At 61.2% G+C, this 25,685-nt stretch carries 16 protein-coding genes; all 16 read right to left on the bottom strand.

Translation table 11 applies throughout. The annotated features are described in order from the left end of the window. Window positions 1-280 precede the first annotated feature (280 nt). The 16 genes from BLT78_RS21280 to BLT78_RS03145 all read right to left on the bottom strand — a co-directional run bounded on the left by BLT78_RS21280 (window position 281) and on the right by BLT78_RS03145 (window position 25,651). Window positions 281-1,120, bottom strand: a complete 840-nt coding sequence (locus BLT78_RS21280) for a DUF6387 family protein (RefSeq protein ID WP_157719472.1) — start codon at window positions 1,118-1,120, stop codon at window positions 281-283. A 45-nt stretch (window positions 1,121-1,165) separates the two neighbouring features. Then, entirely contained in the window at window positions 1,166-3,214 is a 2,049-nt protein-coding gene (gene brxL, locus BLT78_RS03215; protein ID WP_090347591.1) for a protease Lon-related BREX system protein BrxL, read from the bottom strand. Then, entirely contained in the window at window positions 3,214-5,532 is a 2,319-nt protein-coding gene (gene pglZ, locus BLT78_RS03210; protein WP_090347590.1) for a BREX-1 system phosphatase PglZ type B, read from the bottom strand. The genes brxL and pglZ overlap by 1 nt, the downstream gene beginning before the upstream one ends. Window positions 5,533-5,706: 174 nt before the next feature. After that, entirely contained in the window at window positions 5,707-6,363 is a 657-nt protein-coding gene (locus BLT78_RS03205) for a retron system putative HNH endonuclease (RefSeq protein ID WP_090347589.1), read from the bottom strand. Beyond that, the gene (locus tag BLT78_RS03200; protein WP_090347588.1) at window positions 6,360-7,622 is read right to left on the bottom strand and encodes an AAA family ATPase; all 1,263 of its coding nucleotides are present in this window, start codon (window positions 7,620-7,622) and stop codon (window positions 6,360-6,362) included. The genes BLT78_RS03205 and BLT78_RS03200 overlap by 4 nt, the downstream gene beginning before the upstream one ends. 93 nt (window positions 7,623-7,715) lie before the next feature. Next, a complete protein-coding gene (locus BLT78_RS03195; RefSeq protein WP_090347587.1) occupies window positions 7,716-9,389 on the bottom strand; it encodes a DUF262 domain-containing protein in 1,674 nt (557 codons plus the stop codon). A 45-nt stretch (window positions 9,390-9,434) separates the two neighbouring features. Next, complete coding sequence (locus BLT78_RS03190; RefSeq protein WP_090347586.1) at window positions 9,435-11,246, bottom strand: Hsp70 family protein; 1,812 nt, start codon at window positions 11,244-11,246, stop codon at window positions 9,435-9,437. 5 nt (window positions 11,247-11,251) lie between these two features. Further along, window positions 11,252-12,511: an efflux RND transporter periplasmic adaptor subunit gene (locus tag BLT78_RS03185; RefSeq protein ID WP_157719471.1), complete on the bottom strand. Its 1,260-nt coding sequence runs from the start codon at window positions 12,509-12,511 to the stop codon at window positions 11,252-11,254. Beyond that, entirely contained in the window at window positions 12,508-13,611 is a 1,104-nt protein-coding gene (locus BLT78_RS03180; protein WP_090347584.1) for a hypothetical protein, read from the bottom strand. Before BLT78_RS03180 ends, BLT78_RS03185 begins: the two co-directional genes overlap by 4 nt. Before the next feature lie 163 nt (window positions 13,612-13,774). Beyond that, window positions 13,775-15,136 (bottom strand): coiled-coil domain-containing protein, encoded by a 1,362-nt coding sequence (locus tag BLT78_RS03175; RefSeq protein ID WP_090347583.1) that lies wholly within the window; start codon window positions 15,134-15,136, stop codon window positions 13,775-13,777. Window positions 15,137-15,149: 13 nt separating this feature from the next. Next, window positions 15,150-16,688, bottom strand: coding sequence for a hypothetical protein (locus BLT78_RS03170; RefSeq protein ID WP_090347582.1), 1,539 nt, complete (start codon window positions 16,686-16,688; stop codon window positions 15,150-15,152). A 39-nt stretch (window positions 16,689-16,727) separates the two neighbouring features. Further along, the gene (locus BLT78_RS03165; protein WP_090347581.1) at window positions 16,728-17,234 is read right to left on the bottom strand and encodes an SMI1/KNR4 family protein; all 507 of its coding nucleotides are present in this window, start codon (window positions 17,232-17,234) and stop codon (window positions 16,728-16,730) included. A 70-nt stretch (window positions 17,235-17,304) separates the two neighbouring features. Further along, complete coding sequence (locus BLT78_RS03160) at window positions 17,305-20,631, bottom strand: Eco57I restriction-modification methylase domain-containing protein (RefSeq protein WP_090347580.1); 3,327 nt, start codon at window positions 20,629-20,631, stop codon at window positions 17,305-17,307. Between the two features lie 181 nt (window positions 20,632-20,812). Then, window positions 20,813-24,277, bottom strand: a complete 3,465-nt coding sequence (brxC, locus tag BLT78_RS03155) for a BREX system P-loop protein BrxC (protein ID WP_090347579.1) — start codon at window positions 24,275-24,277, stop codon at window positions 20,813-20,815. Window positions 24,278-24,330: 53 nt separating this feature from the next. Further along, on the bottom strand, window positions 24,331-24,879 hold the full coding sequence (locus tag BLT78_RS03150) for a DUF1788 domain-containing protein (RefSeq protein WP_090347578.1): 549 nt from the start codon (window positions 24,877-24,879) through the stop codon (window positions 24,331-24,333). Then, entirely contained in the window at window positions 24,872-25,651 is a 780-nt protein-coding gene (locus tag BLT78_RS03145) for a hypothetical protein (protein ID WP_090347577.1), read from the bottom strand. The genes BLT78_RS03150 and BLT78_RS03145 overlap by 8 nt, the downstream gene beginning before the upstream one ends. Window positions 25,652-25,685 lie beyond the last annotated feature (34 nt).

Genomic DNA, 25,685 nt, shown 5'->3' with positions numbered 1-25,685 from the left:
CCTGGTATCGGTGTGGTGCCCCCCTGGAAACAAAAGTATCTGACAGCCTTATAATATTTTATGCCAAATCTATAATTATTAAATTTTCATAATTTAAGGCTCTCACGATGAGCGGCATCTACCGACGCCCTATACTGGCTGCCCAGATGGCCAGATGCCAGGCAGCACCTCAATCCTGGCAAACTCGACGATGGCCTGTGGTCTGCAGCCTGGGCTGTTCATCTATACGGAAAAACCGCACTCGAATGGTCAGGTGTTGCACTCATCTCTTGCCGTTACCCTACCCAGAAACCCTCTGCTCATAAAAGCAGGTAATCTCTATAGATTCCAAACCTGCCATGAGCTTTTTCACATCCGGGACAGTACGCTCCATCATAAATCTATAGCCCGAACTCCTATGAGGAACAACCGCCCCCGCCATAACACCCGAGGATATTGAAGCACCATGCTCAACACTCCAAAGATGCAAGTCAAGATAAGGAAGAACCCCACAAATACGCCACGAATCATACATGCTAGTTCCAGTATTTTTCGACTTAACGACCTCAACAGGCTCCTTTTTTCGAGATTTCCTAGCACACAACAACCAGTCAGAAAAAGCCTTCTCAAGCACAGAGTCTGGAGCACCTAGATCAACCTTCAAAAGATAAGGAAATCTCACCCCAACCCCATACTCCACAGAAACATTAGAGTTCATGGCAGCCAGAAAATTCTTGTCGAGATAAATACCAGGGCGAGTCATCCCCCATCTATCAATTGAAATCTGATCCGCATGACCACTCTCAACTGCAGCCCTATCCTGAAGAGCTTGAAATCGAAGATCCCCGAACCTGGCAACCCCAAAAGGGGGGGCTTCTGAAAGTGGAACCGGAGAAAACTTCCCGGTAACCAATCCCCGCGCATGATCAAGACATTTAGCGACCACGTCATCAGGGACCCATCTAATCAGATCCAAATCCATCAAAAACTCAAAGCCTGGAGCCCTCAGGCTCTTTGCAATGATTGCCCTAACCAGAAGTTCATTTCGCCACTCCAAAATACCAAACCCTGAAACAAGGTTGTAGTTATCACGCGAAAACCATTCTGGAAGTTCTTGCTTATATTTGCTCCTATTAGACACCACAACTCTCCCTGTCTGACTACACAAAACGACCGATCAAGGTCATCACTCCACAATCGCCTTCAAAAACGCATCCCTTGCATCCTGGTAGAACTGGATATCGATCTTCGTTGCCATTTCGTCAGACAGATCATAAAGCTGGCGCCGCGCCGTCACCGGCATCAGCAGCGTACTAGCACCCTTCTCCACCGCCAGCTCGGCAATGCTGACCGGATTGCGGATCGGTTCGATGGAGCCACCCAGGTTGATTTCGCCAACCACGATCAGCCCTCCGCGCACCGACTTTTTCAGCAGCGCACTGCACATAGAGATCAGCGCCGCAACGCCCAGCTTGGAGCCACGCTTGGCGGCATCAAAGGCGCGCAGCTGAATGGTGAACTCGTGGGCCCGCGGGTCGCGGTCGCCGATCAGCTGGCCGGCGCGGGCATAGAGATTCTGCTCGGCGTAACGGACCGACTCCTTGAATGCGGCCGGCGCCGGATTGTTGAGGATCTTGACGCCCGATCCGGGACCTTCATTGACCTCGATCCGGTATAGGCCAGCGTTGTCATCGATATCGCTACCCCCCTCGCTGATCGTCCAGATCTGGCCGGGCTCGAGCGGGTCATCGCCAATCTCGTTGTCGGCACGCAGCTCTGGGGTTGCCACGAACTTCTCCACGCCATCGTCGCCGATGAAGTAGCTGAAGTGGGTGTTGCGGAACTCGGCTGAGCCGATGCGCTTCTGCTGCTCCTTGACCCGGCGACGCACTTCCAGAGCCAGGCGCACCGCCCACTCCAGATCCTCGTCGCTGACCGGAGTCGAGGCATCTGGGTACAGCAGCTTGAGCAAGCCGGACACAGTTTTGTTCACCGCGTTGGTATCGCGACCACTGAGGGCACCGCCCAGATGTACGCGGTTCTGCAGGACACTGACCCGGCTCTGGTAACGCAGACGGCTCAGGCACTCGGAGAAGAAATCGCTGACCAGACCGAAGTGGTCGGTGGTCAGTTCGCGATTCATCTTTGGCACATCCCAGCCCGGCAGATAGCAATGGATGCGATCCATCCAGGCAGTGTCGTCACGCATCTCGGCCGGCAGCGGCCCGAATAGATGCCCCACGCGCTGCTGGTGCTCGACATCGACATCGAAGTTGCCCACGAACACCAGCGAGCCATCGGCACGGATGCTTTCCTTGCCGCGACTGAACTCGCCGGACTCCATGTACCCCTTCATGATGTTGATGCCTTCCTTCGTGTCGAAGGAAATGCCACTGATCTCGTCGAAGCACACTACATCGTACTGGCAGACCAGGCCGCGCTGTCCGCTGGCATTGTTGACGAACATCTTGGCGATAGTCGCCTTGCCGCCGGAAATCAGATGCGCATAGGGGGAGATCTGCTGGAACAGGTGACTCTTGCCGGTACCGCGCGGCCCCAGCTCGACCAGGTTGTAGTTGCGCTCGACGAAGGGAACCATGCGCAGCAGCAAGGCATCCCTGGCCCGGCTGTCCAGTCGTTCTGGCTCCAGGCCGATCGAGCGCAGCAGAAAGTCCTTCCACTGCTCGGTCGTGAAGGCCTGGCGAGCTGCTCCCAGGCTGTCCAGCACATCGCGCTTGGAGAGCTGGATCGGACGGATATCCTGGATGCCAAACGGATTGCCACGCTCTTCGGCAATGGCAGCGTCGTACTCGAGGGTGACCTCGGCGTAGAAGCCCCCGGTCAGCAAACGCTCGTTGTCGTCCACCAGCCTGTCGGCGATGCGTACGTTGGTGAGCTGGATGCTGGGCAGCGTGGCCAGATAGCCATTGTCCTTCTGGCTGAAGCGCGCACTGACCAGATCGATGAGTTTGACTGTGCCATTCTTGTAAGCCCGCGCCTTGAACAGCTCTTCCTCACCGGCACGCACAGTGCGCGACGAAAGCTGGCGCTCGACAATCTCGATCCCCTCCTCGATCTCGTTCGGATCAGTACTGGCGCAATAGCGCCCGAGCATGAACTCCACCACATAGGTCGGCACCGGAAACTGGCGGGCAAAGGTACGCACCAGATCCTTGCGCACGATATAGCCTTCAAGAACCTCGGCCGCCTTCACATCCAGGGCATCAAGCTCCATCACGCATCCTCTCCTACCACTGTCGCCTGCTTGGCCAAGACTGCACCGGCGTCATCAACCACCACCAAAACCGCTGCAGAACCTTGCAGATCCTCGTCCGCCACCATCAGGCTGCACTTGCCGTCTTTCAACGGCTTGGCTCGCACAATCGAACTATCAGCATCTGCTGGACTGGTACGCAAGTCGGCAGACAAGCCCGATGCTTCGCTTTCGATCTCGACCTTGAAGGTCAATCCCACCCAACGCGACTTTGTGATGCGGACCTTGGTCAAGGCCTTCTGCGATTGGCGCGTGTTGATCACCTCGATCACCGGAGTCAGACACTCCTGCAGGCTCAAACCACCATGGCCATAATGATTTCCAGCCTGGAACGCGCTGGCACCAGGAGGAACCGCTATGGTCACCTCGGGACTCCAGTGCCAGTTCACTGTCGGCAGGCCTACCTGCCCGCTCTCCTTGATCTCGGCACAACGAGCCCAGCGGCTGTCGGTTTGATGCTTGGCCAACTCCACCTTGCTCATCGGCTGCGGCGTCAGCAGCCAGCCGTGATCAGTCACCAGGCGTATCTTGCGCCAGCCAGCCTGCAGCAACTCCTCGACACGCGCCGCCACTTCGTCGAGCAACGCATCGATACGGCTGGCAAGCTTGACCTGGCGAGCATGCCCTTCCCCGTCAATGTCGCCAGTCTGCACCCAGGCCTTGCCCGCGGGACTCCCCGTCTCGGACGCATCCAGCACCTGCCAGCCGGCCTCTTCCATCAGCTTGCGGGCATAATGGCTCGACAGCGGCTTGTCTTCTGTCAGCAGGCTGGGCTGGAAGTCAGCATCGCTGCTACGTCCGGTTACCTGGGCATGAATCGGCATCACTGCCGCCTTGGCCGTTGCAGTAACCGAGGGCAAAGCCGACCAGTTGAACGTCTGGCGCACCTCACCGAAGGATTGCAGACGCTGCAGCAGGCGCTGGGCGATATCAAAGCGCAGGCCATCAACAAAGAAGACCACTTCGCCACTTGCCTGGTAGCCACTCACGGCCTCGTTGACACCTTGGCTGCCCGGATACCCTTGGTTGCGCACCAGATCCTGGAAGTTGAGTGCCGTCTCGTGCAGCCAGGGGGTATAGATGGTGTCGAGCAGCGACTGAACCAGCGTCTGGATCTTTGCCTCTCGCGCTTGCGCCAACGCACGCAAAGCCGCGTCATCCACTTGCCAGTACTGCTCACGGTAATGCCTGGCCATCTCCTCCACCGTAGCACCGGACAATGGCGACCCAGCTAGATGCGCTATCTGCGCCAGAGGCTCCAACAGCAGGGCCAGAGGAGCCATACCCAGCTCCGCCCAGATCCAGGTGCGCCTGATGCCATGCTGCTCCTCAAGAGCCAGCAGATGCTTGCGCAAAGCCGCCGGCGCCATGGCGCAGCCTGCCTGCAAGTCACTTTCCAGGCGCTCCTCGTCCTGCTGATTGACGCTCGGATAGCCCTCGACATCCGCGGCAAGATCCGGCTGCACCAGCGCCAGCACCTTGCCCAAACGCGCATAGGGCAGTGGATTCTCGACAAAGCGCTGCCACACCTTCGTCCATGCTCCCTGACGCGCGCACAAACGTTCAGCCGCCACCAACTCGCCGTCGCGCTCGGGATGGAAGCCGAACTCGCTCTGGCAGACACCACAGAAGGCCTCCCAGCGTGGACCCAACCAATCGCCCTGCACGACCTTGGCATTGCTCAACCAGGTCAGCAGGTCGCGCACCGGATCGGTTGTCAGCAACTGATTGAAATCGCTGGCCTCCAGCCGTCTTCCCTGCAGCTGGCTAATCTCGCAGTCGAGAATGGCTTCCAGCGCACGCAACAAGGCCTGCTGGGTCTTCGCATCCTGCGCCACATCCAGCGCCAGGCCGCCCTTGGCAGTTACCAGAAAGGCATTGGCCGTCCAGTCACGGGCGTTGACCTGACTCCACAACGTACCGCGATACTGCAACTCGGCCAGCGGTTGCAGCTCGATCGGGCAGGACGCAATCGCCCGCAGATCCTGACGGCTGACACCCGGCAGATAGAGAATCGGCGTGACACCCTCCGGCAGGACTATCTCCGGCAAGGTTCCGGCAATCACACACTTGAGCCACACAGCCGGCCCCTGGCGTCGCTCGGGAGCGTAGTCGCCCAGGCAGAACAGCTCAGGCAACACCGCCTGCAACTGTCCCAATACTGGTAGCCACTCGCGCTCCTTGTCCGGCCACAGAATCGCCGCAGGGGCGGCCTGTGCGCTTGCGTTGTACTGCGCAGCACCCCGCAAGCTTTTGCTCAAGGCCTCAATCACTTTCATAACACACGCTCATCCATCTGCCGGGCTTGCCGATGACCACCTGGAGTCAGGATGCGCTCTTGCATCCCACTCAAAGGCTCATAATCTATTGAAATAAAAGACTTTTCTGAAAATACGCTCGATAACGCTGTTTCTGCACGATAACAACGACCATGTTAGCGTGCGTCGTGACTGTTACCCACGCTGCGCCCCGAGCAAGCCCTCGACCTGCTGACGCAGCGCCAGCACGTAAGGCATGAGACGGCCCCTGCCATCCGGCAGTTGCAAGGCATGCAGCAGGCGCTCTAGATCCTCTGCATCTGCGCTGGCGATGAACTCCTCGTCCAATACACCGCGAATGGTGTTTTCGCGCTTATCGATCAGCACCGGACAATCGAGCGCCAGATGTCCGATGCTGGCCATAGCGGCTGCATCGCCAGGATCGGCCGGATAAACATGCCCATCATCGCTGTAGCGCAGTCGCTGCTCGATATCCTCGGCCAGCGGAGACAAGGTCAGCTGCGGATCGAACCACTCCCCCTTGGCCATGCCGCAGTGCAAGGCCAGGCCTCTTGCCTGATTGCTCTGGCAGGAAACATGCAGATTCCCGTACTCCAACTCCAGCTCGGGGAACATCGACTGCGGTTGGAAGTGCTCGATGTGACTATCACGATCCTCGACCACTCCATTGCAGTAGCAGCACAGATACCCCTGCTCACGCAGCAGTGCCTGCTTGAGCACCGACTTCTGCGGGTTCTGCAAATTCGCAAAGGACGGCTGCCACTCCTCGCTCGCCATCCCCTTCCACTCCCGCAGCTCCAGTGGCTCCTCCCCCTTGACGATACGCCTCATCGACCGATCAGCTCCTTGCGACGAATCAGCGCCTTGGCCCTGACCAACTCGCCCAGCTCGCCAGATGTCTTTTCGATGTCCTCGATCAATGCCTTGGCCTCTTCAAGCTGACTGCCATCGACAAGCACGAACAACTCGCGCAGGCGAGCCTTCACCTGCGGCTCGCGCTCTGGCACATCCATGATGATCTCCAACACGCTGTTGGAGTCGAGGCCAAAGGTGCCCACCGGCGGTCGGCTGCAGACGATCTCCGCGCTAGTCTCGTCCCGGCGCAGCAGCCAGACACTGTCATCCGGCACATGGCTGAGAATCTGCGGGCTATGGGTGGAAACGATGAACTGGCAGTTGGGGAAGATGCCGGTCAGCTTGCTGACCACCTCCCGCTGCAGGCGCGGATGCAGGTGCAGATCGATCTCGTCGATCAGCACCACACCACTCCCCTCCAGCGGGTCGGCCAGGCCAGGGTTGGCCAGGGTCAGACGCTGCGCCAGATCGGCCACCAGCGCCAGCAGGCACTTCTCCCCATCTGACAGCTGCTGCAAATTGAACTCGACCTGATCCTTCTTCACCGTCAGACGCATCGGATTGCGGCGTACGCGCAGATCGCTGAAACCGGTCATGAACTGCTCGATGGCACGCCGCACCGGCACTAGCTGCGGATCACGGTAGCCCGCATGATCACGGATCTGCTCGTTTTCCAGATCCTCACGCTGACGGAACCACTTGAAGAAGGCATGGAAGTCCGTCGCCGTGTTTTCCAGCGCCTCATCGTAAGCATCCAGCTGCGCATAGACATGCCTGTCACGCACACGCAGCGGCGTATCGACCACCGCGCGCTGCACGCCGTAATGCACGGCCACCGGCAGATTGAACGGAGCCTGGTCGCCAGCAATCTGCTCTGCCCAAGGCTTGGTCAGCTCATTGAGCGCTTCCAGCTCCGACTTGTAGCCAGCATCGCGGCCGGCGCGCTGGTTCAGAGCCATGCTCCAGCTCAAGGTCTGCTCAGCAATGCTGACCTGCAAGGAGGTGCGCAGGCCGGACTGTCCGACCCGGATATCATCCGGGCTGAATTTCCTGGCCTTGTTGGCATTGCCCTGCAGACGACTGACGAAGGCCGACAACAAAATGGCCAGGGCATCCAGGACCGCCGACTTGCCGACACCATTCACCCCCACCAGCAAGGTCATCTGCCCCGGGAAGACCAGGTCAACCTGCCGCAGCCCGCGGAAGTTCTCCAGTTGCAGGGTATCGATGCGCATCAAACCACTCCAATTGCCAAGTAATCGCGGCCACCACCGCGCAGACAGGCAAGCTTATGGGCTTTGCCTGCCAGTGCAAGCCTGATCACGGGATCAATCAAGCCGCCAACTACTACTCAGCACCTCGAGCAAAGCCTCCTGCCGCGCAGCAACTACCTCCGGCGTCCAGCTGTCCGCATGCAGCACCTGGCTGGTCAGCGCATAGGTGGTGACCCCGCTACTCCCGGCGAAGTACGCCGACTTCTTCCGGTCGAAGTCATAGTTCAGCGCCCGGGAATTGCGCGCGCGGGTCAGCGGCACCAGGTTGGCCAGGCGATGCAGCCAGCGCGCACGCTCGTCAGCATCCGGCCAAGTCAAAGCCCAGTCGCTGCTCGGATCGACAGTCTGAGGCAGCACGTGCTCGATGGTCAGCACGTTCGGCGTGTAGTTGGCCGCCATCGCCGAGACGAAGGAGTCCAGGCGTAGAATCAGGTAATTGCGCCGGCGCGCCGTCATCTCGTAGACGTTGCCATTCAACGCCCGGAGCATCTCCTCGCACTCGGCCGGCGCCAGTTCGATACGATCGTCGAGAATCCCCTTGTCGAGATCCTCCAGCACCAATGCGTAACGCTCGATCCGCTGGTTCACGTTCTTCGCAGTCACGTGCAGGTAGGCCGCCAGACGCTCCAGACGAGTGACGAAATCCAGTGCCACCGCCGCATCACCGCCATTACGGGCCAGGAAGGCGATCGCCACCGGCAGCCAGTCGGAGTTGTCGATCCGGTTCAACCAGATGAACAGCTCATTGATCCTCTCGGCGCTGCTGGTGGAAACGTACTGTGCGTTCTTGGCAATCAGATACGCCTTGGCGTAAGGCTCCACCACCTGATCGATCAGTGCCGCCGACGAGCTGACCCGACTCAACACATGCTCGCGGAACTCTTCCAGCAACATGCGCCGGGCCTTGAAGCGGGCATAAATCATGCGGATATGGCTGAACAGCTCGGTGAAGCCATCGCGGCCGGTAGCGACCTCCAGTTCCTCCCAGCGCTCGTTGAAATCGTCGCGCTGCTCCTCCGGCAGCTTGCCTATCACCTCGGCCTTGATGATGTCGGTCGGCAGCAGATCCAGGCCACGATTGTTCAGCACCGAGAACACTCGGAACGCCGACTGCTGGCTGGGAGTGGTCACCGCCACCAGGAAGCAGCGCATCAGCAGGAAGGAGCCGAACTCCACCAGCCGCGCCTCATCTCCGGCAAAGCGCTGCTCCATGCGCTGCAGCAGCAGGCCGGCATTACCTTGGATGTTGCGTTGCGACTCGTTGTCCAGCCGAGCAGGGTCGATATCGGCCAGAGCCGCGAACTTGAGTCCCTGCACATACTCCGAAAAAAAGGCCCTGTCCCGCTCGCGCAGTGCCAGACGTGGCTTGGGGTTGAGCTTCAGGGCAATGTTTCCCGGCTCGCGAATGAAGCTGTAGAACGCCGAGTGATTGTCACCGCTCAACCGCGAGGTCAACGTCGCCAGCAGGATGGTCAAGGTAGTCAGGCGCTGCTGACCATCGATCACCTCGGCCAGCGGCTTGCCCTCGTCCTTGATCAGCACAATGGAACCGAGGAAGTAACTGTCCTCGGCCTCCTTCTCGAAGAAGTCGTACAGATCGTCGAATAGCTCACCGGCTTGATCCCGCGTCCAGGCATAGGGGCGCTGGTACGGTGGGATCACATAGTCGAACTCGGAACTGAAAATCTTCGCCAGCGGGTACTCGGCACCACTGATCTTCTTGCTCATCCTGAATCGCTCACCTGTCACGTCCCGCAGCCTGCGGGAGCCAAATCAAAAATCGAAAACCACCCGACGGAAATTTCCGGTCCCACCACTGCCACACTTGCAGAGAGGATCATTGCTACGCCGCCCACACCCGCTGCAGGGCGCGTAGTAGAGCTTTTCCCGATCCTGCAATGGCGTGAGAGGGACTCGCGTGTACGGTGTTTGCTTCTGCACCTCATGCAGATACTCCCCAGGCACCAGGGACTTGTCCTCGCGAAGAGCCAGATTCGACCGAAGCAACACCGCACCCTGATGGTCGCTGGAGCTCCGGTCTTTAGGCTTTTTTACAGAAGCATCTCCCAGGTACTGCCCCTTGCCACTCGACCCGCCGAGACTTAGCCCGAACTCCAGGTTATGAATCTCGGTTGCGTCATGGTCATTGGCAACGGTTGAGCGCGCATCGACCTTGAGAATGAGGTTCTCATCCACCCGCATATCCAGCTCTACCCGCTCGAACAACCGAGCGCTCTTCCCGTCCACCCTGACGCTGAGACTGGCCAGATTGTTGCGTGCGTCACTGGCCTGCACGTATCGGCCATGCCGGCGAGCGGGGACTTCCAGCTGGATCTTCGCCACGCCATCCCTCGGGTCGGTGCAGTACAGATTGAGCCGCTCGGCCTGTTGAATCGAGCCTTCGCGCGGCATCTCCGAACCCGCCTTGATCGCCACATGTCGGGTATCGCGCGCCAGCGCCAGCTCGATGTTCTTGGCCAGCAGCAGATTGGCCCGGTCATGAGCAATCCAGGCTGCGCCCTCGGAGATGATCAACTGCCCGCGGTCCGACACACACAGCCGCTGCGGGCCGAACATTTCCAGCAAGCGAGTCTTGATCAACGGCATGTTGACCATACCGCCCGTGGCCAGGCACAGGCTGATATCGGCAGGCTCGAAATCCACCGTGGCGAGCAAAGCGGCGATCATCTGCAGGCCTTCCGTCAACTTGGCATTGACGATCTCCTCGAGCTCCTCACGCGGTAGCACGTAGTCAAGGTCAGGATCACCCTCCTCTGTACGGAAGTAATTCGGCACATAGATCTGCGCCTGACTCTTGATCGACAACTCGATCTTGGCCCGCTCGGCACGAGCCAGCAGCCGCTTCTGGGCATCGGCCGCAACTCCAACGCTTTCCAGTTGCGCATGCCTTGCACAGTGTCGGCGCTCCACCTCATGCATGATCGACTCATCGATCACATCGCCACCCAGATGGCTGCAGCCGTGGTTGGCGATCTGCACCAGATAGCCATCGACCAGTTGGCACAACGTCAGATCGAGCGTACCGCCGCCCCAGTCGAAAACCAGCATGTACTGGCGATCCAGCCGGCGGATCTCGCTGGCAAAGTCGGGCAGCGTGCGTAAATGCCCGTAAAGAGCGGCAAGCGGCTCATGCACGAACTGGTCGATCGTCACCCCCGCCAGGCGAAACGCCTCGCGCAGGTCTCGCCGGCGCTCGCCATTCATGTCGACCGGAATGGTCACCACCGCGCGGCTGTAATCAGCCTGTCGCTCGTCTTCGGCGTGCGACGTCACGAAGCGGACGATATCCGCCACCATTTGCCGCGGGCTACGGCTGACTCCATCGACATGCACCGAATGCTTGCCCAACAAGGTTTTCGGCGAGCGCACCACATTGCCGATCACCCCGAGCCCGGCGCTGGCCAAGCGCTCCCGCGCCCTGCGACCGACGATCACTTCATCGCCGTCGTAGCACACCACCGAAGGATGGGGCAGACCACTATCGGTAAACGAAATACACCGATCACCTTCGATGACCGATATCAGGCTGTTGGTTGTGCCAAAGTCAAAACCGTAGATCGCCATCGTTACTATCCCTTGATACGACTGATTTCCTTGCTCAGGTTCTCGACCACACTGCCCAGATACTCGCGAGCTACCCCGACCTTGGGCGGATCACGCTCCAGTGCGGTAAGCACATCCTGAAGTACGGGCAGTTCGCTATCGAACAGCCGCAAAACCTGTCCGCGCAAACGCGACAGATCGTCATTTGAATGCACGCCCTGAATACGCGACTGCTCCCTCGCCGTCTCCAGCTGCGCCTGCAACTCGCGCAGCTGCTCACCCTGCTCGGCCAGCAAAGCTTCACGCGCCTTGAGCTCTTCCTCAACCTGGCTTTTCACTACCTCCAGCTGGCGCAACTCGCGCTCCAGCTGATCAGCACGTGCTTCAGCCTGCTGAACCTGGCGAGCCTGATCGTCGAGCAGCCAGGCCAGTCCAGGCGCGTCGCCGAACGGCTGACTGGCAAGCAGGCGAATCAAACCATCGCCGCGCTCGCGATAAAACAGATTGGGTTCGAAGAAACGTCGGCGCAGTACCCCCACCAGCTCGCGCGGGGATGCCCCCAGGTAGAAGCGCCATTGGCAGGCCAGATAGAAACCGCACTCCAGCCGCTTCAGCGCTTTCTTCTTGTCAGCAGAGGCGACCTCGGACTCGGCGACCTTCCGAGCCGCCTCACGGGCTTCGGCAGCCATCGCCTCGAAGCCCAACCCATCCTCCGAAGTCCGCGGCAGCCAGCTCTCCAATGAGAGCTTCCCCTGCCCCTGGACCCGTCGCCCGATCTCGGCGGCAAAGAAGCGCAACTGGTCTTCAATGCTCCGGTACCCGCTCAAGTCAGCAGCCAACAGCATCAGATTGAGGCTTTTTTCCAGGGTAGGATCGCTCTCTTCCGCAAGCGCCAGCAGTTCGTAGCGCTTGATCTCTTCGATGCGCGCGTTCTTCACCACCTTGCGCAGCGTTGCATCACCCAGGGTCTTTGTCTTTCCAGCATAAAAATGAGCGAGGAAGTCAGCCAGGCTCTCGATCTTCTGCTGCTCTTTGTCCTTCGCTTTGGACTTGTCCAGGTCATCCGGGGAGCCCTCTGCAGATGCTTCGCTGAAGGCCGACGCTGTCGCTTCCGGCACAGGGACAGCAGCGTCCTCCCTCTCCGGCTCCGCCGTGGCTATTGCTGGCTCCGCCGGCCCCACCTGAGCCGGCGTCTCCTGACGTCTGGCAGGCTGCCGGATATCCCTGGCTCCGGTTGACCGGTTGAAAACCGGAATGCCACCGGACTTGTTTTTCTCGTCACTCATCGTGTCATGTTCTCCAACACCTGTTCGGCGTAGGCAGCAAAGATCGCATCATTCAACAGGCTGCGTGCCATAGGCCGGACCTCGTCGACAGACCTGAGGCCGCAAGCCCGATCCAGCCAGAGCACTGCTGCCTTGGCACGATCCTCTGCCGTCCAGAGACCGTTTGCACTGGCCCGGCGCAGGTCATCCAGCTCTTCCGCCATCCGCTCGTACGGCAGCTCCATCCAGCGCAAAATCTGGTCGGTTGCGTGGTCGATAGGCAGGCGGGCCTGAGCTTCATGATTGGCTGACACTAGCTCCGTCAGTGGCTTTCCGGCCCATGTCGCGAAGCGACCGGCAGCCGAGGCCAGCGCCGGCGCATATTGCTGGCCCGCCGGTTGCGCAAAGCTGTTGCATGAAAAATTGATGATTGCGCGGATCGTACTGGCCATAGGCCTGTTCACATGGCGCAAGGCCTCCAGCGCTCGATTGAAACGCTCCTTGTACTGGGCGTGACTAATCTGAGTGTCGCCACGCTGATCCTTGGCCAGCACCCCGTAGAGGTACTGGCAAATACCTTCAAGATAGGTTCGGGCCGTTGCCAGCGGCGCACAGGCCTCGGCAAAACGCCGAATGTCATCAACGCTCAGCTCGTTGTCGGTGAACAGCATGCCAAAGATATCTTCGAGGCGCCGCAGCTCATCCGGCTCCGGGATGCAGAAGCTCAACTCGAAGCGCTCCATGGCATCCAGGTTGCCCAGCTCCAGCACATGGAAACCCTGCCGAAGCTCCGCCAGCTGCCTATAAAGCTCCGCTGGCTGAATAGCCACGCCGTTAAGCCTCACGCGATTGCAACTGGCCAACAACCAGTCGACTTCCCGGGTAGGCTCGGTGACGACCGTCCCCGTACTACTCAGCTCCCTCCCCTGCAGCAAAAGCGCTGGCTTCCGGAAGGGATGGGCTACGAAAAAGTGCTCCCGCCGCTCATCCGGGCTATCGAACTGAGCCTTGCAGCGGGGGCATTCATAAACGATTGGCGCGATCACCCTGGGCGGCGACTCGGGAATCGTGACACTCCCTCCCGCATTGCCGGGGTCGATAAAGTTCAGATACCAGGTCATCCATTTACCTCAACTATCGTCACCGCGTTCGCCACGCCACGGGATTGCGTGCAAGCCCTGCAAGGCGGACCATGCAGACAGCAACCACCGCATAGGCCACAGGAACCATCATAGCCGGCTGATCGCCGGAGCCCGCCTATGAGCTCCGGCGACTCTCGCCCCCTCAGACCAGGGCGAAATGTTGCGCGACCTGCCAGCCCAGCGAAGCCAGGGCCAGGGTGGCTACCGCGGCAATGGCCAGACGATTGCTGCTGGCGCCTTTCTGCTGTTCTGCCTGCAGGGAGGCCAGCTGTTCCTCGGCGGCCTTCAGTGCTTCAGCCTTTCCGCTCAGGTCGGCCTCCAAGTGCTGAAGACTACGCTCCAGCGACTCGCGCTGTGCCTCCAATGCCTGGGTCTGCTCCTGCTGGGCGGTTTCCTGCTTCTGCTCGACACCCTTGACTGTCTCGCGCAGCGCCAGCACTTTCTGCTCTACGGCCGAAACCATGTCCTGCTGGAACTTTTTCAGTTGGGCAGAGATGGCTTCGCGCAGTTGCTGGGCGGCGGCATCCTGAGCAGCCGTTTTCTCCAGAACGGTCTGAATATGCGTCTGCAGCTGCTGCCCGATGTTGGCCTTGAACTCGGTGGTTTCGCTGGCAAAACGTGCCAATTCAGCTTGGGCGTGTTGCGATTGCGTAGAGAACGCAGTGGTCAGCTGCTGCTCGAACGCTTCACGATGCTGCCCCAGCGCAGCGATGGTCGACGCCAGCTGCTCCTCGAGGGCTGATTTGAGCTGGGCACTCTCGGCAGAGATGTGTTCCAGCTCAGCCTGAGCCTGCTGGGATTGAGCCGAAAATGCACTGATGATTTGCTGCTCAAAATCAGCATGGCGCTGTTCCTGCTCGGCAAAGCCATTGTTCAGGCGCCCCAGGCAGCGCTCGACCGAGTCGTGCAGGTGTTGCTCCACACCCGACCTCAAGGCCTGGTTGGCCGCGCCGATACGGCTTTCAGCCTCCTTGACCAACTTCACGCAGCCGACCAGTTGCTGCGCCTGCTCCTGGGTGATGCCCTTGGCTTCCATCAGCCCCTGGTTGGCCTTGTTGATATCCTGCTGCTGCTTCTCCAGCAGCTTCTGCTGCTCGAGAATCTTGCTGTTCTGTTCCTTCAGCGTGTCCGTCTGCTGCTTGAGGATGTTCTGCTGATCCAGCAGGATGCGCTGCTGGTCGTTCAGCACCTTGGAGATCGCCGTGTTGACGATCAGCAGCTGCGAGGATTTCTGGGTCAGACGACCGATGGATTTGTTCAGGTCGATCTGGGCATCCTGAACCTTGTCATCCCGATCGTTCCACCAGTTGCCAATGAAGTTTCCTTCCTTTTTTTCCTGACGCAGCCGCTCCAGACGCCGGGCATCGGACTGAACCGAGTCCTGCTCAGCAGTCATGCCCCGGATTAGATCCTTGATGTTGCTCTCCCGGATGATCTTTTCTGGAACATCCACAGAGGAGAAGGCCTGTACGATTTGCAGTTCCTGCTTGTTCAACGCGGTCATATCCATTGTCCTTTCAAAGGGTTTTCAGGAAATCTTCGATTTCCGACTGGCTTTCGTTGATGAAATCGATCATCGCGAAGCTCTTGGCCACCTGCTCACCGGTTTCGGCAACGGTCTGCTCCAGGCTGGCCAGGGTCGCGCTAGCTGCAAGGCCTGCCGATCCTAAGGTGACACCGATGCTTTGATACAAAGTGATCGATTTCGAGTAGTTCTCGATATTGCCCAGCGAGGTTTCGGACAGGGTGACCAGCTCATTGGCGAACTCGTCGCGGCGCTTGGCGTCGGCCAGCAGCTCGTCCATGAACTTTTCACTCAAGGAGTGCCGGTAGCGATCGAACATGCAATCGATCTGATAGGCGAGAAAGGCCGACAGCAGGCCGGTCATGATGCCGATCAGCACCGGGGTGATCAGGTCCGCGAAGGGCTTGAGGAAGGGCACGGTCGCCATGAAGGTGGCCACCGTCTCGTTGAGCAGCAGGCCGACCGAGGTGACCACCACTGTAGTCAGGATCTTCAGCCCTTCCTGCAGAGCCTGGTCGCCGGTCATGTGCTTGGGCGGGAAGAAGATCATCTTGAAGGCGCGGAACAGGCCCAGCAGGCCTTCGCGGATCACGGTGACGAAGCGCTTGGCGGTGGAGAGGAAGTTGTTGATCAGGAAGGTCAGCAGGTTGCTCATGAAGCCGCTGACGCCGCCCTGGAACATCTGCCCCACCGCGTCGGGGATCTTCTTGACGACCGACTGAATGACGCGCGCCAGGCGCTGGCGGATTTCCTCGAACAGGGTCTTGCCGGCCTCGACGCCCTGCTTGATCAGCACCTTGAACTCGTTGAACAGGCCGTTGACCAGCTCGGTCAGCAGCAACCCCAAGGCCTGGCGCATCCCCATCATCGCGGCCTGCTTGCCGCCGGTCTGCAGCAGTTCCATGCCCTGCTTTTTCATCAGCGCCGTGTCGACCGTGGAGGCAATGTGATCCTCCGACGTCTGCTTGGCCTGAGCCACCAGCTCCGGGTCGAGTTCATACTCTTCCCCTTTCCGCTCCGCCAACTCGTCCAGGCTACCGTCACGCTTGGAGCGGTTGATCGACTTGTGGGTGGCAACCAGGTTCTCGTCCGAGTTGGCCATTTCCTTGACGCGGTCGAGGCTCTCGCCGGTCTCCAGGGCGAGATGAACCTTCTTGTTCTTCGAGATGGTCTTGAGGGAGGTCACATGGTCGAGATCCATGTCCTCGGGCGCGACATCCTTGCCGGTATAACCATCCTTGCCCTTGGCCCGATGCTCCTGGCTTTTCTTGGCGAACGCGGGGTCGCTGTATTCCTCCCGGTCGTAATCCTTCCTTGACTGCTCGTGGCTGGATACATCCTTTTCAGCAATGTAATCGGCGTCTTCTCGGGAGAAGTTGTGCAATGTCGTGACGTTGCCGCCATTCCGATCCTCGAACATGGCCGTCGACAGGCCGAAGGGGCCGATGATCTGGGATATGACCTGCTGCTGGCAGTCATCAAAGAGTTTTTGCAGGCGCTGCTGCTTCAGGTCGGTAATGCTCTGATCCATTTCTCCCTCCTGGAGGAGCCTGGTCACGGCCTCGAAAAATCACACGGTCTTGTCAACAAACTCGGCAAACCACTGGGCAAAGCTGTCGGCCTTTTTCTTGCGGGCACCATCATCGTGCCAGAGGGTGATGACCTGACCGGACCGACCACCAGTGGCCGGGTCAAGATCCAGGCACAGGTGGTCACCCGCACCGTTGTAGGTGAACGGAATCCACTTCGGGCTCCACCAGACAGGCTGGATGCCGGCCCCAGACTCGGCTGCGGCGCCGTCGAAGTCGCCGCCATCGAGCAGGTCTTTCCAGATCGCCCACTCATCCAGAATGCGTCGTGACGACAGGAACTCCGAGCCTGAAAACAACCAGTCGGACCCGCCCTTCTGCCCGTTATGCACCTTCAGACACGCGACATAATCGGCAGGCAGGGTCACGCCGAGCTTCTGCTCCAGTTCACGGATTTCGGCATCGGTGGCGGGGGGGTTGAGGTCGGCCAGTAGTGCGGGGTTGTTGGCCTTGAGCCAGGCTTCGAGCCTTTCCCATTGTTGCTTCATGACAACTACTCCTTGTTGGCAACGCTGACAGGGTGTGCCCGGCCAGCCCTGGGGCGGGCCGGGCTGGTGTTCAGGTGCGGGCGGCTTTCTTGGCGGCCAGGCTCAGATGGTGATCGTTGATGCGGGCGCCTTCCTTTTCGCCGTATTGCAGGCCCAGGGTGTACCAGGGGGCGCTGGGGACGTCGTTGCCGCGGTCTTTTTTCCACTCGATGTTGAGCTTGGGCTTCCTGTTGTGGCGCAGGACTTCGGCGGTCATGAACGGGCGGATGTTGAGGCGCACGCCGTCGTTGAGGTCGGGGTCCCAGCCGATGGGTTGTTCGGCCAGCGGTTTCCAGCGTACGAAGATGTCGTAGGGGGCTTCGCCGGCGAGGATCTGTTCCAAGCGGGCCTTGAGGTTCTGGGCGGCGCTGAGGCGGATGTCGGCGCCGTCGAGTTTCTGCTCGACGCCGTGCTGCTGGGTGCGGATCCAGTCGCCGAGGTAGGTGTAGATCAGCCGTTCGAGGTTGGCGCGAGTGAGCTTGTGGTAGTTGACCAGGGCGCTGAAGCCGTCCTTGAGGCCGTCCCAGACGTGCCAGACGAACGGGCGGTGGTGGAACAGCTTGCAATGCTGCTCGAAGAATTTGTCGCGCAGCCAGGCGTCGAGGCTTCTGGCGCCGACCTCTTCCAGCAGTTGGTTACGGCGCTGGGGCGTCCAGTCGCTGCCGAAGGCGGTTTCCAGCAGGTTTTCCAGGCGGTCGGCGGCGGCCTTTTCGCCGCGCACCGGCGGCAGGCAGACGATACCGTCGTCGTCGGCCAGCGCATTCAGCCCGGCGCTGCGGGCGATCCAGGCGCGGGCCTGGTCGGACAGCTCCATCTCGCTGTCGGACTCGGCCGGCCAGCGGTAGCCGAGCAGGCGGGCGACGGCGACCTGCAGCGGCTCGGTGGCGGGCTGCGGGTGGCCGTGGAAGATCCACTGGGTGGGATCGTCGGAATAGGGCTTGGGCAGGCCATTGGGGTAGCGCTTAGCAGCAATAGATAGCCACTGATCAGCATCAAATTGGACATCAACAAAAGATGAGTCAGTAACACTTACCTTCTGATTCAGAGCCCGAACATCTTTTGAATAATCAGCACTGGATACATAGCACCAAGCCGCAGGCAGGTAACTTTCATCCTCAACAGTGAGAACTGTAATATTGTTATCAAACAGAGTGCCTGTATAAAGGCTTGCTGGCAGGCTTCTCATGCCGCTCACGCAAATCCCTTTCCGCCCATGGGCATCTAAACCACGCCGCCAAGCGACAACACCAGACTCGCCGAGCCGCTCAACAAGAAAATCCCAGTACTCACCTCGACCGGACTCCCACCGCATTACATAAGACATACCACCATATAGCTGCGTGCTCTCAACGGTACTCTGCTGGAAGCTCCAAATGCTCCCCCCGGGCAAAACCTCCCAAACACAACGCCCAAACCGTGGAAAGTCTCCAGTCTGGATTCCATTATGATAATCAGCAATCGAACTAAACGTTGCGGAACTATCAAAGTCGCTGAAGGAGATCCGTGACGATGGATTATCGAGCTGCCCAACCTGACTCAAAAAGAACAGCTCACCCCTTTTTAAAGTGTCAGCTTTCTTATCCGCCGTACGCGCCCCACTAGCATCTAGCCCGCACAGCATAAAATCCCCTGTAGGCTTTGCATTTGTCTGGGTCAGCAAAATGATGAAAGCCCCTGCAGCCTGCGGGCTATCGAATCCGCCCTCCCCAAGCCGGGCCAACAGACTCCAGCGCACAGTCTTGAGCAGGTGCTCACGCTGCCTCCTGTAGCTGGTCAGGAAAAGCCAGTTCTGCGGCATGACGATCTGCACCACCCCCTTGGCCGTGGTCAGCTCCAGGCAACGCTCGAGGAACACGTTGGCCAGATCGCTCTTGGCCAGAGAGTAATATTCGGCAGAGAACTCCTTGAGTGTCTCACACTGCTTGCCCCGCGCCAGATAGGGCACGTTGGTGATCACCAGCTGATAGCGCTGCCCGAGCAATTCGGCCGCCCGCGCCAGGCCCTGGGCGGTGATCGCCGCTTCGTGCAGGTCTTCTTCCTCTGCCTCGCCCACCGCCAACGCCCTGGCCAGCAGCGGCTGCACCTCGCTCCAGTCGGCGGTGATCAGGTCGCCCTTGAGGCTGCGAGCCGGGTCGATCAGCGAGCCGAGGATCGGTGCATCGCTGAAGGTGTCGTACAGGCGGGCCATGCCGGCCTTGAGTTCGGGGTTGTCGCCGGCCAGCGCCAGCCACTGTTCGCGCGGAGTCTGGATGCGCTGGCCGACGCAGGCAATGTTCAGCGCCGGCAGGCTGCGGTAGCCACCGGCCGCCGGGTAACGCCAGGCTTCCAGGGCCACGGCGAAGGCGGCCAGTTCGACGCAGCGCTGGTCCAGCTCCAGGCCGTGGAGGTTCTGGCGCAGCACGGCGTCGATAGCCTCGCTGGCGCTGAGGCCTTCGGCGGCCATGCGCATGGGCACCAGCATCAGCAGGGTGGCGACCAGGAAGTGGCCGGAGCCGCAGCAGGGGTCGAGCATGCGGAAGTCGGCGAGTTTTTCCGGCCAGCCGTCGAAGGTGCCGGCGGCGGGGAGTTCGGCGCCGGCATCGGTCGCGAATGAATCAGTTCCTGCAGTACGCAAATAGGTGAGCGGCAGGACATGGCGCTGCTCGGGGTGATGGGTGACCCACCAGGCGCCGAGGCTGTTGTCGAGGAGGAACTGCACCATGTACGGCTCGGTGAACAGCTGGGTGACCGGCGAGAGTTCGTCGGCGCCGATCTTCACGCCGGCGGCGTTGACCGCGTCCTTCTGCTTGGACTGCCAGTACTGGTAGACCCAGCCGAGGCTGTCGCTAGCCTGGAAGGTATCCGGATCAAGGGCGTCGATGAGTTTTTCCAGCTCGCGCACATGATTGAAGGCCAGTGTGACGGTCAGCGCCGGTGAATCAGCGCGGAACACCTGGGGCAGCATCTTCGAGGCCAGCTTGCCGGCCAGCTCCCAGCCGTCGGCGCAGCCTTCGTCGGCGGCCAGCTCCTGGCACTCGTCGAGGGTCAGCGCAGTGTATTCGTCGTACATCAGCAGGTGGTTCTGTTCGAGGAAACGGGCGAACAGCATGCGGTGCCAGTGCTCGTAGGCGATTTCGCTGCACAGGCGGCGGGTTTCCTGCTGGCCGTTGCTGCTGCGCAGATCGCCAAGCTGGCGGCCGTGGGCGCGCAGGCGGTTGCGCAGGGCGCGCTGATCGGCGTCGAGGTAGCTCGCCGCGCTGGCGTCGCCGACGCTGAGGCGGGCCAGGGCCTCGGCGGCGGCCTGCTCGGCGATCTCGCGGGCCTTGATGACGGTGTTTTCCAGTTGCTTGCGGAGCGGCTTGTCGAGGGCTTGGCGCATGGGCGGTTCCTTGGCACGGCGGCGTTGCCGTCGGGTTACGCCGCGTTGCGGCTAACCCGACCTACGGATTCGGTGGTGGACAAGCCGCGTTGCGGCGTTGTCCACCCTACGGGTTCGGTTTGGGCGGATTGCGGTGGAAAAACCGCTGCACGGCGTTTTCCACCCTACGGCCTGTGGCGGGTCAAACCATCACCGGGCCTTCGGCCAGCTTGGCGAGCAGGCTGGCTTCGACCTCGGCCAGCCACTGGCGCAGCTGGGCTTCGTTCTCGAAGGTGCGCTTGGGCAGCGGGACGTGCTGGACCTTGGGCTGCAGCAGCTTGACGGCATCCTGGCGGGCCGCTTCGAAGCGGGCGGCCAGGGAAGCGGTGCGGTCGCTCCACTGCTCGAGGCTGCAGCTTTCCAGGCTGTCGATGACATCCTCGCGGCTGACCAGGCTGACGCTGGGCTGCTCGGCAAGCTGGCGGCGTTCGAGGATGAGCTGACGGCGGGCGGCGTCGAGCTGCTGCCAGTGGCTGTCGGCTTCGAGCTCAGCCAGACGCAGGCCGTACTCGGTCTGGCAGGCCTTGACGTGGTGGTTGATGGCTTCGCGCAGCTGGCCGATGGTGCCGTCGGTCAGGCTTTCCAGCGGGCTGGGCTCGGCGAGCAGGCTGCGGTTGGCCTTGATGGCCTCAACCTCGGTGTGCAGCTTTTCGTGGAAGGCCAGGCCCTTGCTGAGGCGCAGCAGGGTTTGCAGCAGTTGCCAGTCGTTGCGGCGCTGCTGGAGCTTATCGCCCTGGGCACGCCAGGCGTCGAGCAGCGGCTTGAGTTCGTCCTTATGGTCGATCACCAGCTTGAGCTGGCTGTTGCCGCTCTCCTTGGCGATGGCATCGATCAGGCTGGCATCCGGGCGCGCCGGGGCCGGGGCATCTCCGCCGGCGGCGTTGTGCAGGGTACGGGCGAGACTGATCAGCTCGGGGAGCTTCTGCTGCTCCTCGTTGGTCTGGCAAGTGATGCCGACGGCGTTGAGCAGGCCACGCACCTTGATCAGATCCACCGGGCGGATGGTGATGGTTTCCGGGCGGAAGGTGGTCTGGGTGAGCTTCTGGCGGTCGAGGCTCTGCGCACCGAGCGGCTTGTCGGCGCTGTCACTGGCACGCAGTACGCCGGCAGCTACCAGGGCGAACAGAGCGCCGTCGATGGCGTCCTGCGGCCAGCCGTAGGGCGCGGCGCTGAAGGTGTCGCGGATCTCGCTGCCCTTCTTGGCTGCGCCGATGAACTTGAGGATGGCCGCGCACACCGGTTGCTTTTCAGGCTCGCCATTGTAGCCGAGGGCTTCGAGGGCGTTCTGCCCGCCGTCCTTGCGGGCGCGGTCGTAGACCTTGCCCCAGTGCACGTTGTCGGCGAGGTCGAACTCACGGTACAGGCGCACCATGGAGGCCTGTGCAGCCTTCTCGATGCAGGCGGCGACGCTGTTGCCCTGAGCTTCGGCGCCACCGGCCTGGAGCACCTGGACGCCGGAGAAGATTTCCTTGAGCAGCAGCTCGACCTGTTTGTCGGCATCGCGCAAGCGGGTTTCCATGGCCTTGCGGGCGTCGGTGCCGGCTTCGGTGCTCGGCACGCCGCGCAGCTCGAGGGTCAGGTCGGCGGCTTTCTGGGCAATGATGGCGTTGGTCAGCTCGGAGCGGTTACGCGCCGGGATGAACAGGTAGATGGTCGGCAGGTCGGGGTTGGCGCCACGGGCCTCGGCGTGGAAGGAGGCTTCGCTGGTGCTCCAGCCGTCCTGCACCCAGAGGTAGATCTTCTGGGCGGCGTCCTTGGGCAATTCGCTGTCGAAACAGGGCGTGATTGGCCGGGCGACGTTGCTGACGCCCTGGCTCAGGCGCACCTGGCCGAGTTGTTTCTTGATGAAGGCGTGCAGCAGGTCGACGCGCTGGTTGTCGACGCGCTGCAGGTTGCCACGCAGGTCGGCCTCCTGCTGGCGGAAGGTGTCGTACCACTGGGCGCTTTCCTGGGTCTGCAGGCGGTATTCGACGCCGGCAGAGGTCTGCATGGCCATGACATGGCCTTCCTTGGCCAGGACTTCGAGCTGCCTGGGCACGCGGGCGCGCAACTCATCCTTGCCGTGGTTGAGGTCCTCGACCAGCAGGTCAGCGAGCATGTCGGCGGTGGCGCGCACGCCGCAGTCGGCCACCGGGTCGGTGGGCAGCTTGCCGATCAGCAGGATCAGCGCCAGCAGGCGCGATTGCAGCTGCTGGTCGGCATCGCCGGCGGACAGGTGGGCAATGGTGTCGTAGCTTTCGCGGGAGATGACCCCGGTCTGCAGCAGGTTGGGCGCGATCTGCCCGTAGATGAAGTCGCCGGGCACGACGTGGCCGAGCTCGTACTCGGCGGTGGCCTTGGCGGCTTCATGGATGACCTTGAGCTGGTTGCGCAGCTGGGAGACGGTGCCGGTGGTGTCGACGATGCGCAGCACGCGCTCCCAGAAGCGCCGACGCACCGGCAGCACCGGGTAGTCGGCGAGCATTACCTTCTCGTCGTCCTGGTGGTACTCGACCTTGGTGCCGCGCAGGTGGCGGGAGATCTCACCCAGCTGCCGGGTCAGTACGGCCTGCAGCTCAGCGCGGGCGGACTCCTTCTTCTGCAGGATGACCTTGCGGATCACCGACTCGACGTCGGTGTCCTTGAGCATGACGGTGACCTGGAAGCGGCCCATCAGACGCTGCAGGTTGGGCATGCCGGACAGGGCGTTCTGGCCGGTGGAGACGAACAGCAGGCGGTTGCCGAAGGCCTTGTGCTTGCAGCAGGTTTCCACGACTTCCTGGACCAGGTAGGCGCGCTCGGCGTCGGTGCCGACGTACTGCTGGACCTCGTCGAGGACGATCAGGCTGAGGGGGAATTTGTCGTCGCGCTGCAAGGCGTCGTAGATGGCCTTGACCATCTGGTCGTTGGTGACGTCGGTGACCTGGGGGAACTGCTCCTTGAGCAGCACTCGCACGCCCTTCACGTCGCTGGCCAGGGTCGGGTCGGACTCCAGCAGGGCGCGGGCGATGATCGGCGAGACGAACAGGTCGTCGAGTTCGCGCTCCCAGTTCTCGCCCTCCTCTTCCACGCGCTGGCGCACCAGGTCGAGATAGCCCTTGTGCTTGAGCCAGAGGACGAAGCGCGCCAGGTGGTATTGCTCGGGCAGGTCGGCGGACTTGAAGAGGATGCCGAGCAGAGCCAGACGCACGTTGTTGTTGGCGCCAGCACCGAGGGTGCCGGACGCGGCATGCAGGCCGCCGTAGCGCTGGGCCTGGTTGCTGAGTTCCTTGAGGTGGTCGCTGACGCTTTCCGGCAGGCGGGCGATATGGCGGGCGCTGACACCGTCGGGGAACCGCTGGTCGACCCACAGGGTGCGCAGCATCTTGGCCAGGTGCGATTTACCGGAGCCGAAGAAGCCGCTGATCCACACGCCAGGTTGCTCATGGTCGGTGGTCAGGTTGCGCAGGTAGCTGCCGAGGATCAGGTCCATGCCCTTGGCGTATTCGCCATCGCAAACGAAGGTTTCCAGCTCGTAGCGCAGGGTATTGAGGGCCTGGACCGAGAGGTCGTCCTTTACTTCAGCGACGCCGTTGTTGGCCAGGCGGTTCTGCAACGGGTCGAGCTGGTAGATGTCGCGGTTGAGCATGAGTCTATTCCCTGATTCGTTTAAAGCGGATGTCCGTGCCGACAATGCGGCAGCTAGTTGTCGGAGGTCAGCGGCGTGGCGTGGTAGCCCCAGCCGTCACGAGCATCGAGCAAGCGGTAGGTGTTCTCGATATGTTCGCCGGGGAAGAACACCAGCAGGCGACCGGGCACGTGGGGTGCCAGCGCCTCGACGAAGCCGGCCACGGAGGTGAAGCCGAACAGCGTGCCGCAGCCGATCAGAGCGACGACGCTGTGCTCGTCCACCTGTTGGGCGGCGATCTGCTGTTGCAGGCGTTCGAGCAGATCCTGGGCGAAGCGCTTGTATTTGCTGGCGAGCAGCTCCGGGTCTTCGAAGTAGTCGTCGCGGTATTTCTGCCCGGCCATCCACTCGGGGAAGGCGTGGGTGATGTCGAGCGGCAGCCAGACGTGCCCGGCCGCCTCGGCGGCGACGCGGAAGTCTTCCAGGCGGGCGCGCAGCTTGAGTTCGTCCTCCTTGTGGTAGACAGCGAACAGGACGCGCTGGGCGTTGGCCAGGCCGTGCTGCCAGGGGATGCTGATGTGGCTGGTGTAGTTGTTGATCAGCTTGTCGAGGCGGTTACTCATTGAGCCAGGCTCTCTCTTCGTCCGTGAGGAAGTCGGGGAAGTCGACTTCGATGACTTCGCTGGAATGCTTGAAGGTAATCAGTCCGCGCTGGGAGGCTGTGCGCGCCAGTTCGAGCAGGCGCTCCAGACGGCAGTCGAGCAGCTTGCACCATTCGCTGGCGAACAAGCGCTGGCCACTCATGCCGTGCAGGTAGCCCTGGAACAGGGCGAAGGCGACATTGCTGGCAGTGATGACCGGCTGGTCGCGGTGCTTCTTCACACGCCCCTTGAGGTAGCCAGCCTGGGTCCAGCTGCCGTTGACGCATTGGGCGGCGGACTTGAGGGTGGTCACCTTGAAGCGCTGTGGATCGGGTGCGGCCAGTGCGGCTTCGGTTTCCTCACGGGTCAGCGGCTGACCCGGCTGGCGTTCGAGGATGGTCGCCACCGACAGGCGCAGGATGGGGTCGCGCGCCATGGCCAGCTGCAGCGCCAGCACCGGGCGGGCGGCGCTGTCCTGCTCCCAGAGGGTGCGGAAGACGCGGAACAGCGGAACCTCGGGGCTCATGCCGTAGAGGTCGAGCAGGTGACCGTAGGTCAGCACGCGGGCATTGCTGGTCGGCTTGTCGAGGCGGTTGAAGTCGACAATCTGCTCGCGGTACTGGTCGCGGCCAGCGTCCACCGGCGTGTAGGCGAACAGCTCCTTCAATTCGGCAAACATCATGGTACGAGCGGCATGTGCGCCGTTCTTGCCGAACTTGAAGCCAAACTTGATCAGTGACTGCTGGCTGGTCATTGCGTCTCGATATCTACTTTCACAGGCCTGGAAC

Source organism: Pseudomonas oryzae (assembly GCF_900104805.1).
Taxonomy (GTDB): domain Bacteria; phylum Pseudomonadota; class Gammaproteobacteria; order Pseudomonadales; family Pseudomonadaceae; genus Geopseudomonas; species Geopseudomonas oryzae.
The sequence above is the reverse complement of the archived record's forward strand: the minus strand, read 5'-3'. Positions and strand labels throughout refer to the sequence as shown.

What these genes read in the sequence shown, in the direction of transcription:
- BLT78_RS03180 (WP_090347584.1), bottom strand. Translation starts at nt 13,611, where the DNA reads ATGACCTGGTATCTGAACTTTATCGACCCCGGCAATGCGGGAGGGAGT.
- BLT78_RS03150 (WP_090347578.1), bottom strand. Translation starts at nt 24,879, where the DNA reads ATGAGTAACCGCCTCGACAAGCTGATCAACAACTACACCAGCCACATC.
- brxC (WP_090347579.1), bottom strand. Translation starts at nt 24,277, where the DNA reads ATGCTCAACCGCGACATCTACCAGCTCGACCCGTTGCAGAACCGCCTG.
- BLT78_RS03190 (WP_090347586.1), bottom strand. Translation starts at nt 11,246, where the DNA reads ATGGCGATCTACGGTTTTGACTTTGGCACAACCAACAGCCTGATATCG.
- pglZ (WP_090347590.1), bottom strand. Translation starts at nt 5,532, where the DNA reads ATGAAAGTGATTGAGGCCTTGAGCAAAAGCTTGCGGGGTGCTGCGCAG.
- BLT78_RS03160 (WP_090347580.1), bottom strand. Translation starts at nt 20,631, where the DNA reads ATGCGCCAAGCCCTCGACAAGCCGCTCCGCAAGCAACTGGAAAACACC.
- BLT78_RS03205 (WP_090347589.1), bottom strand. Translation starts at nt 6,363, where the DNA reads ATGAGGCGTATCGTCAAGGGGGAGGAGCCACTGGAGCTGCGGGAGTGG.
- BLT78_RS03170 (WP_090347582.1), bottom strand. Translation starts at nt 16,688, where the DNA reads ATGGATCAGAGCATTACCGACCTGAAGCAGCAGCGCCTGCAAAAACTC.
- BLT78_RS03145 (WP_090347577.1), bottom strand. Translation starts at nt 25,651, where the DNA reads ATGACCAGCCAGCAGTCACTGATCAAGTTTGGCTTCAAGTTCGGCAAG.
- BLT78_RS03175 (WP_090347583.1), bottom strand. Translation starts at nt 15,136, where the DNA reads ATGACCGCGTTGAACAAGCAGGAACTGCAAATCGTACAGGCCTTCTCC.
- BLT78_RS03195 (WP_090347587.1), bottom strand. Translation starts at nt 9,389, where the DNA reads ATGAGCAAGAAGATCAGTGGTGCCGAGTACCCGCTGGCGAAGATTTTC.
- BLT78_RS03185 (WP_157719471.1), bottom strand. Translation starts at nt 12,511, where the DNA reads ATGAGTGACGAGAAAAACAAGTCCGGTGGCATTCCGGTTTTCAACCGG.
- BLT78_RS03165 (WP_090347581.1), bottom strand. Translation starts at nt 17,234, where the DNA reads ATGAAGCAACAATGGGAAAGGCTCGAAGCCTGGCTCAAGGCCAACAAC.
- brxL (WP_090347591.1), bottom strand. Translation starts at nt 3,214, where the DNA reads ATGGAGCTTGATGCCCTGGATGTGAAGGCGGCCGAGGTTCTTGAAGGC.
- BLT78_RS03200 (WP_090347588.1), bottom strand. Translation starts at nt 7,622, where the DNA reads ATGCGCATCGATACCCTGCAACTGGAGAACTTCCGCGGGCTGCGGCAG.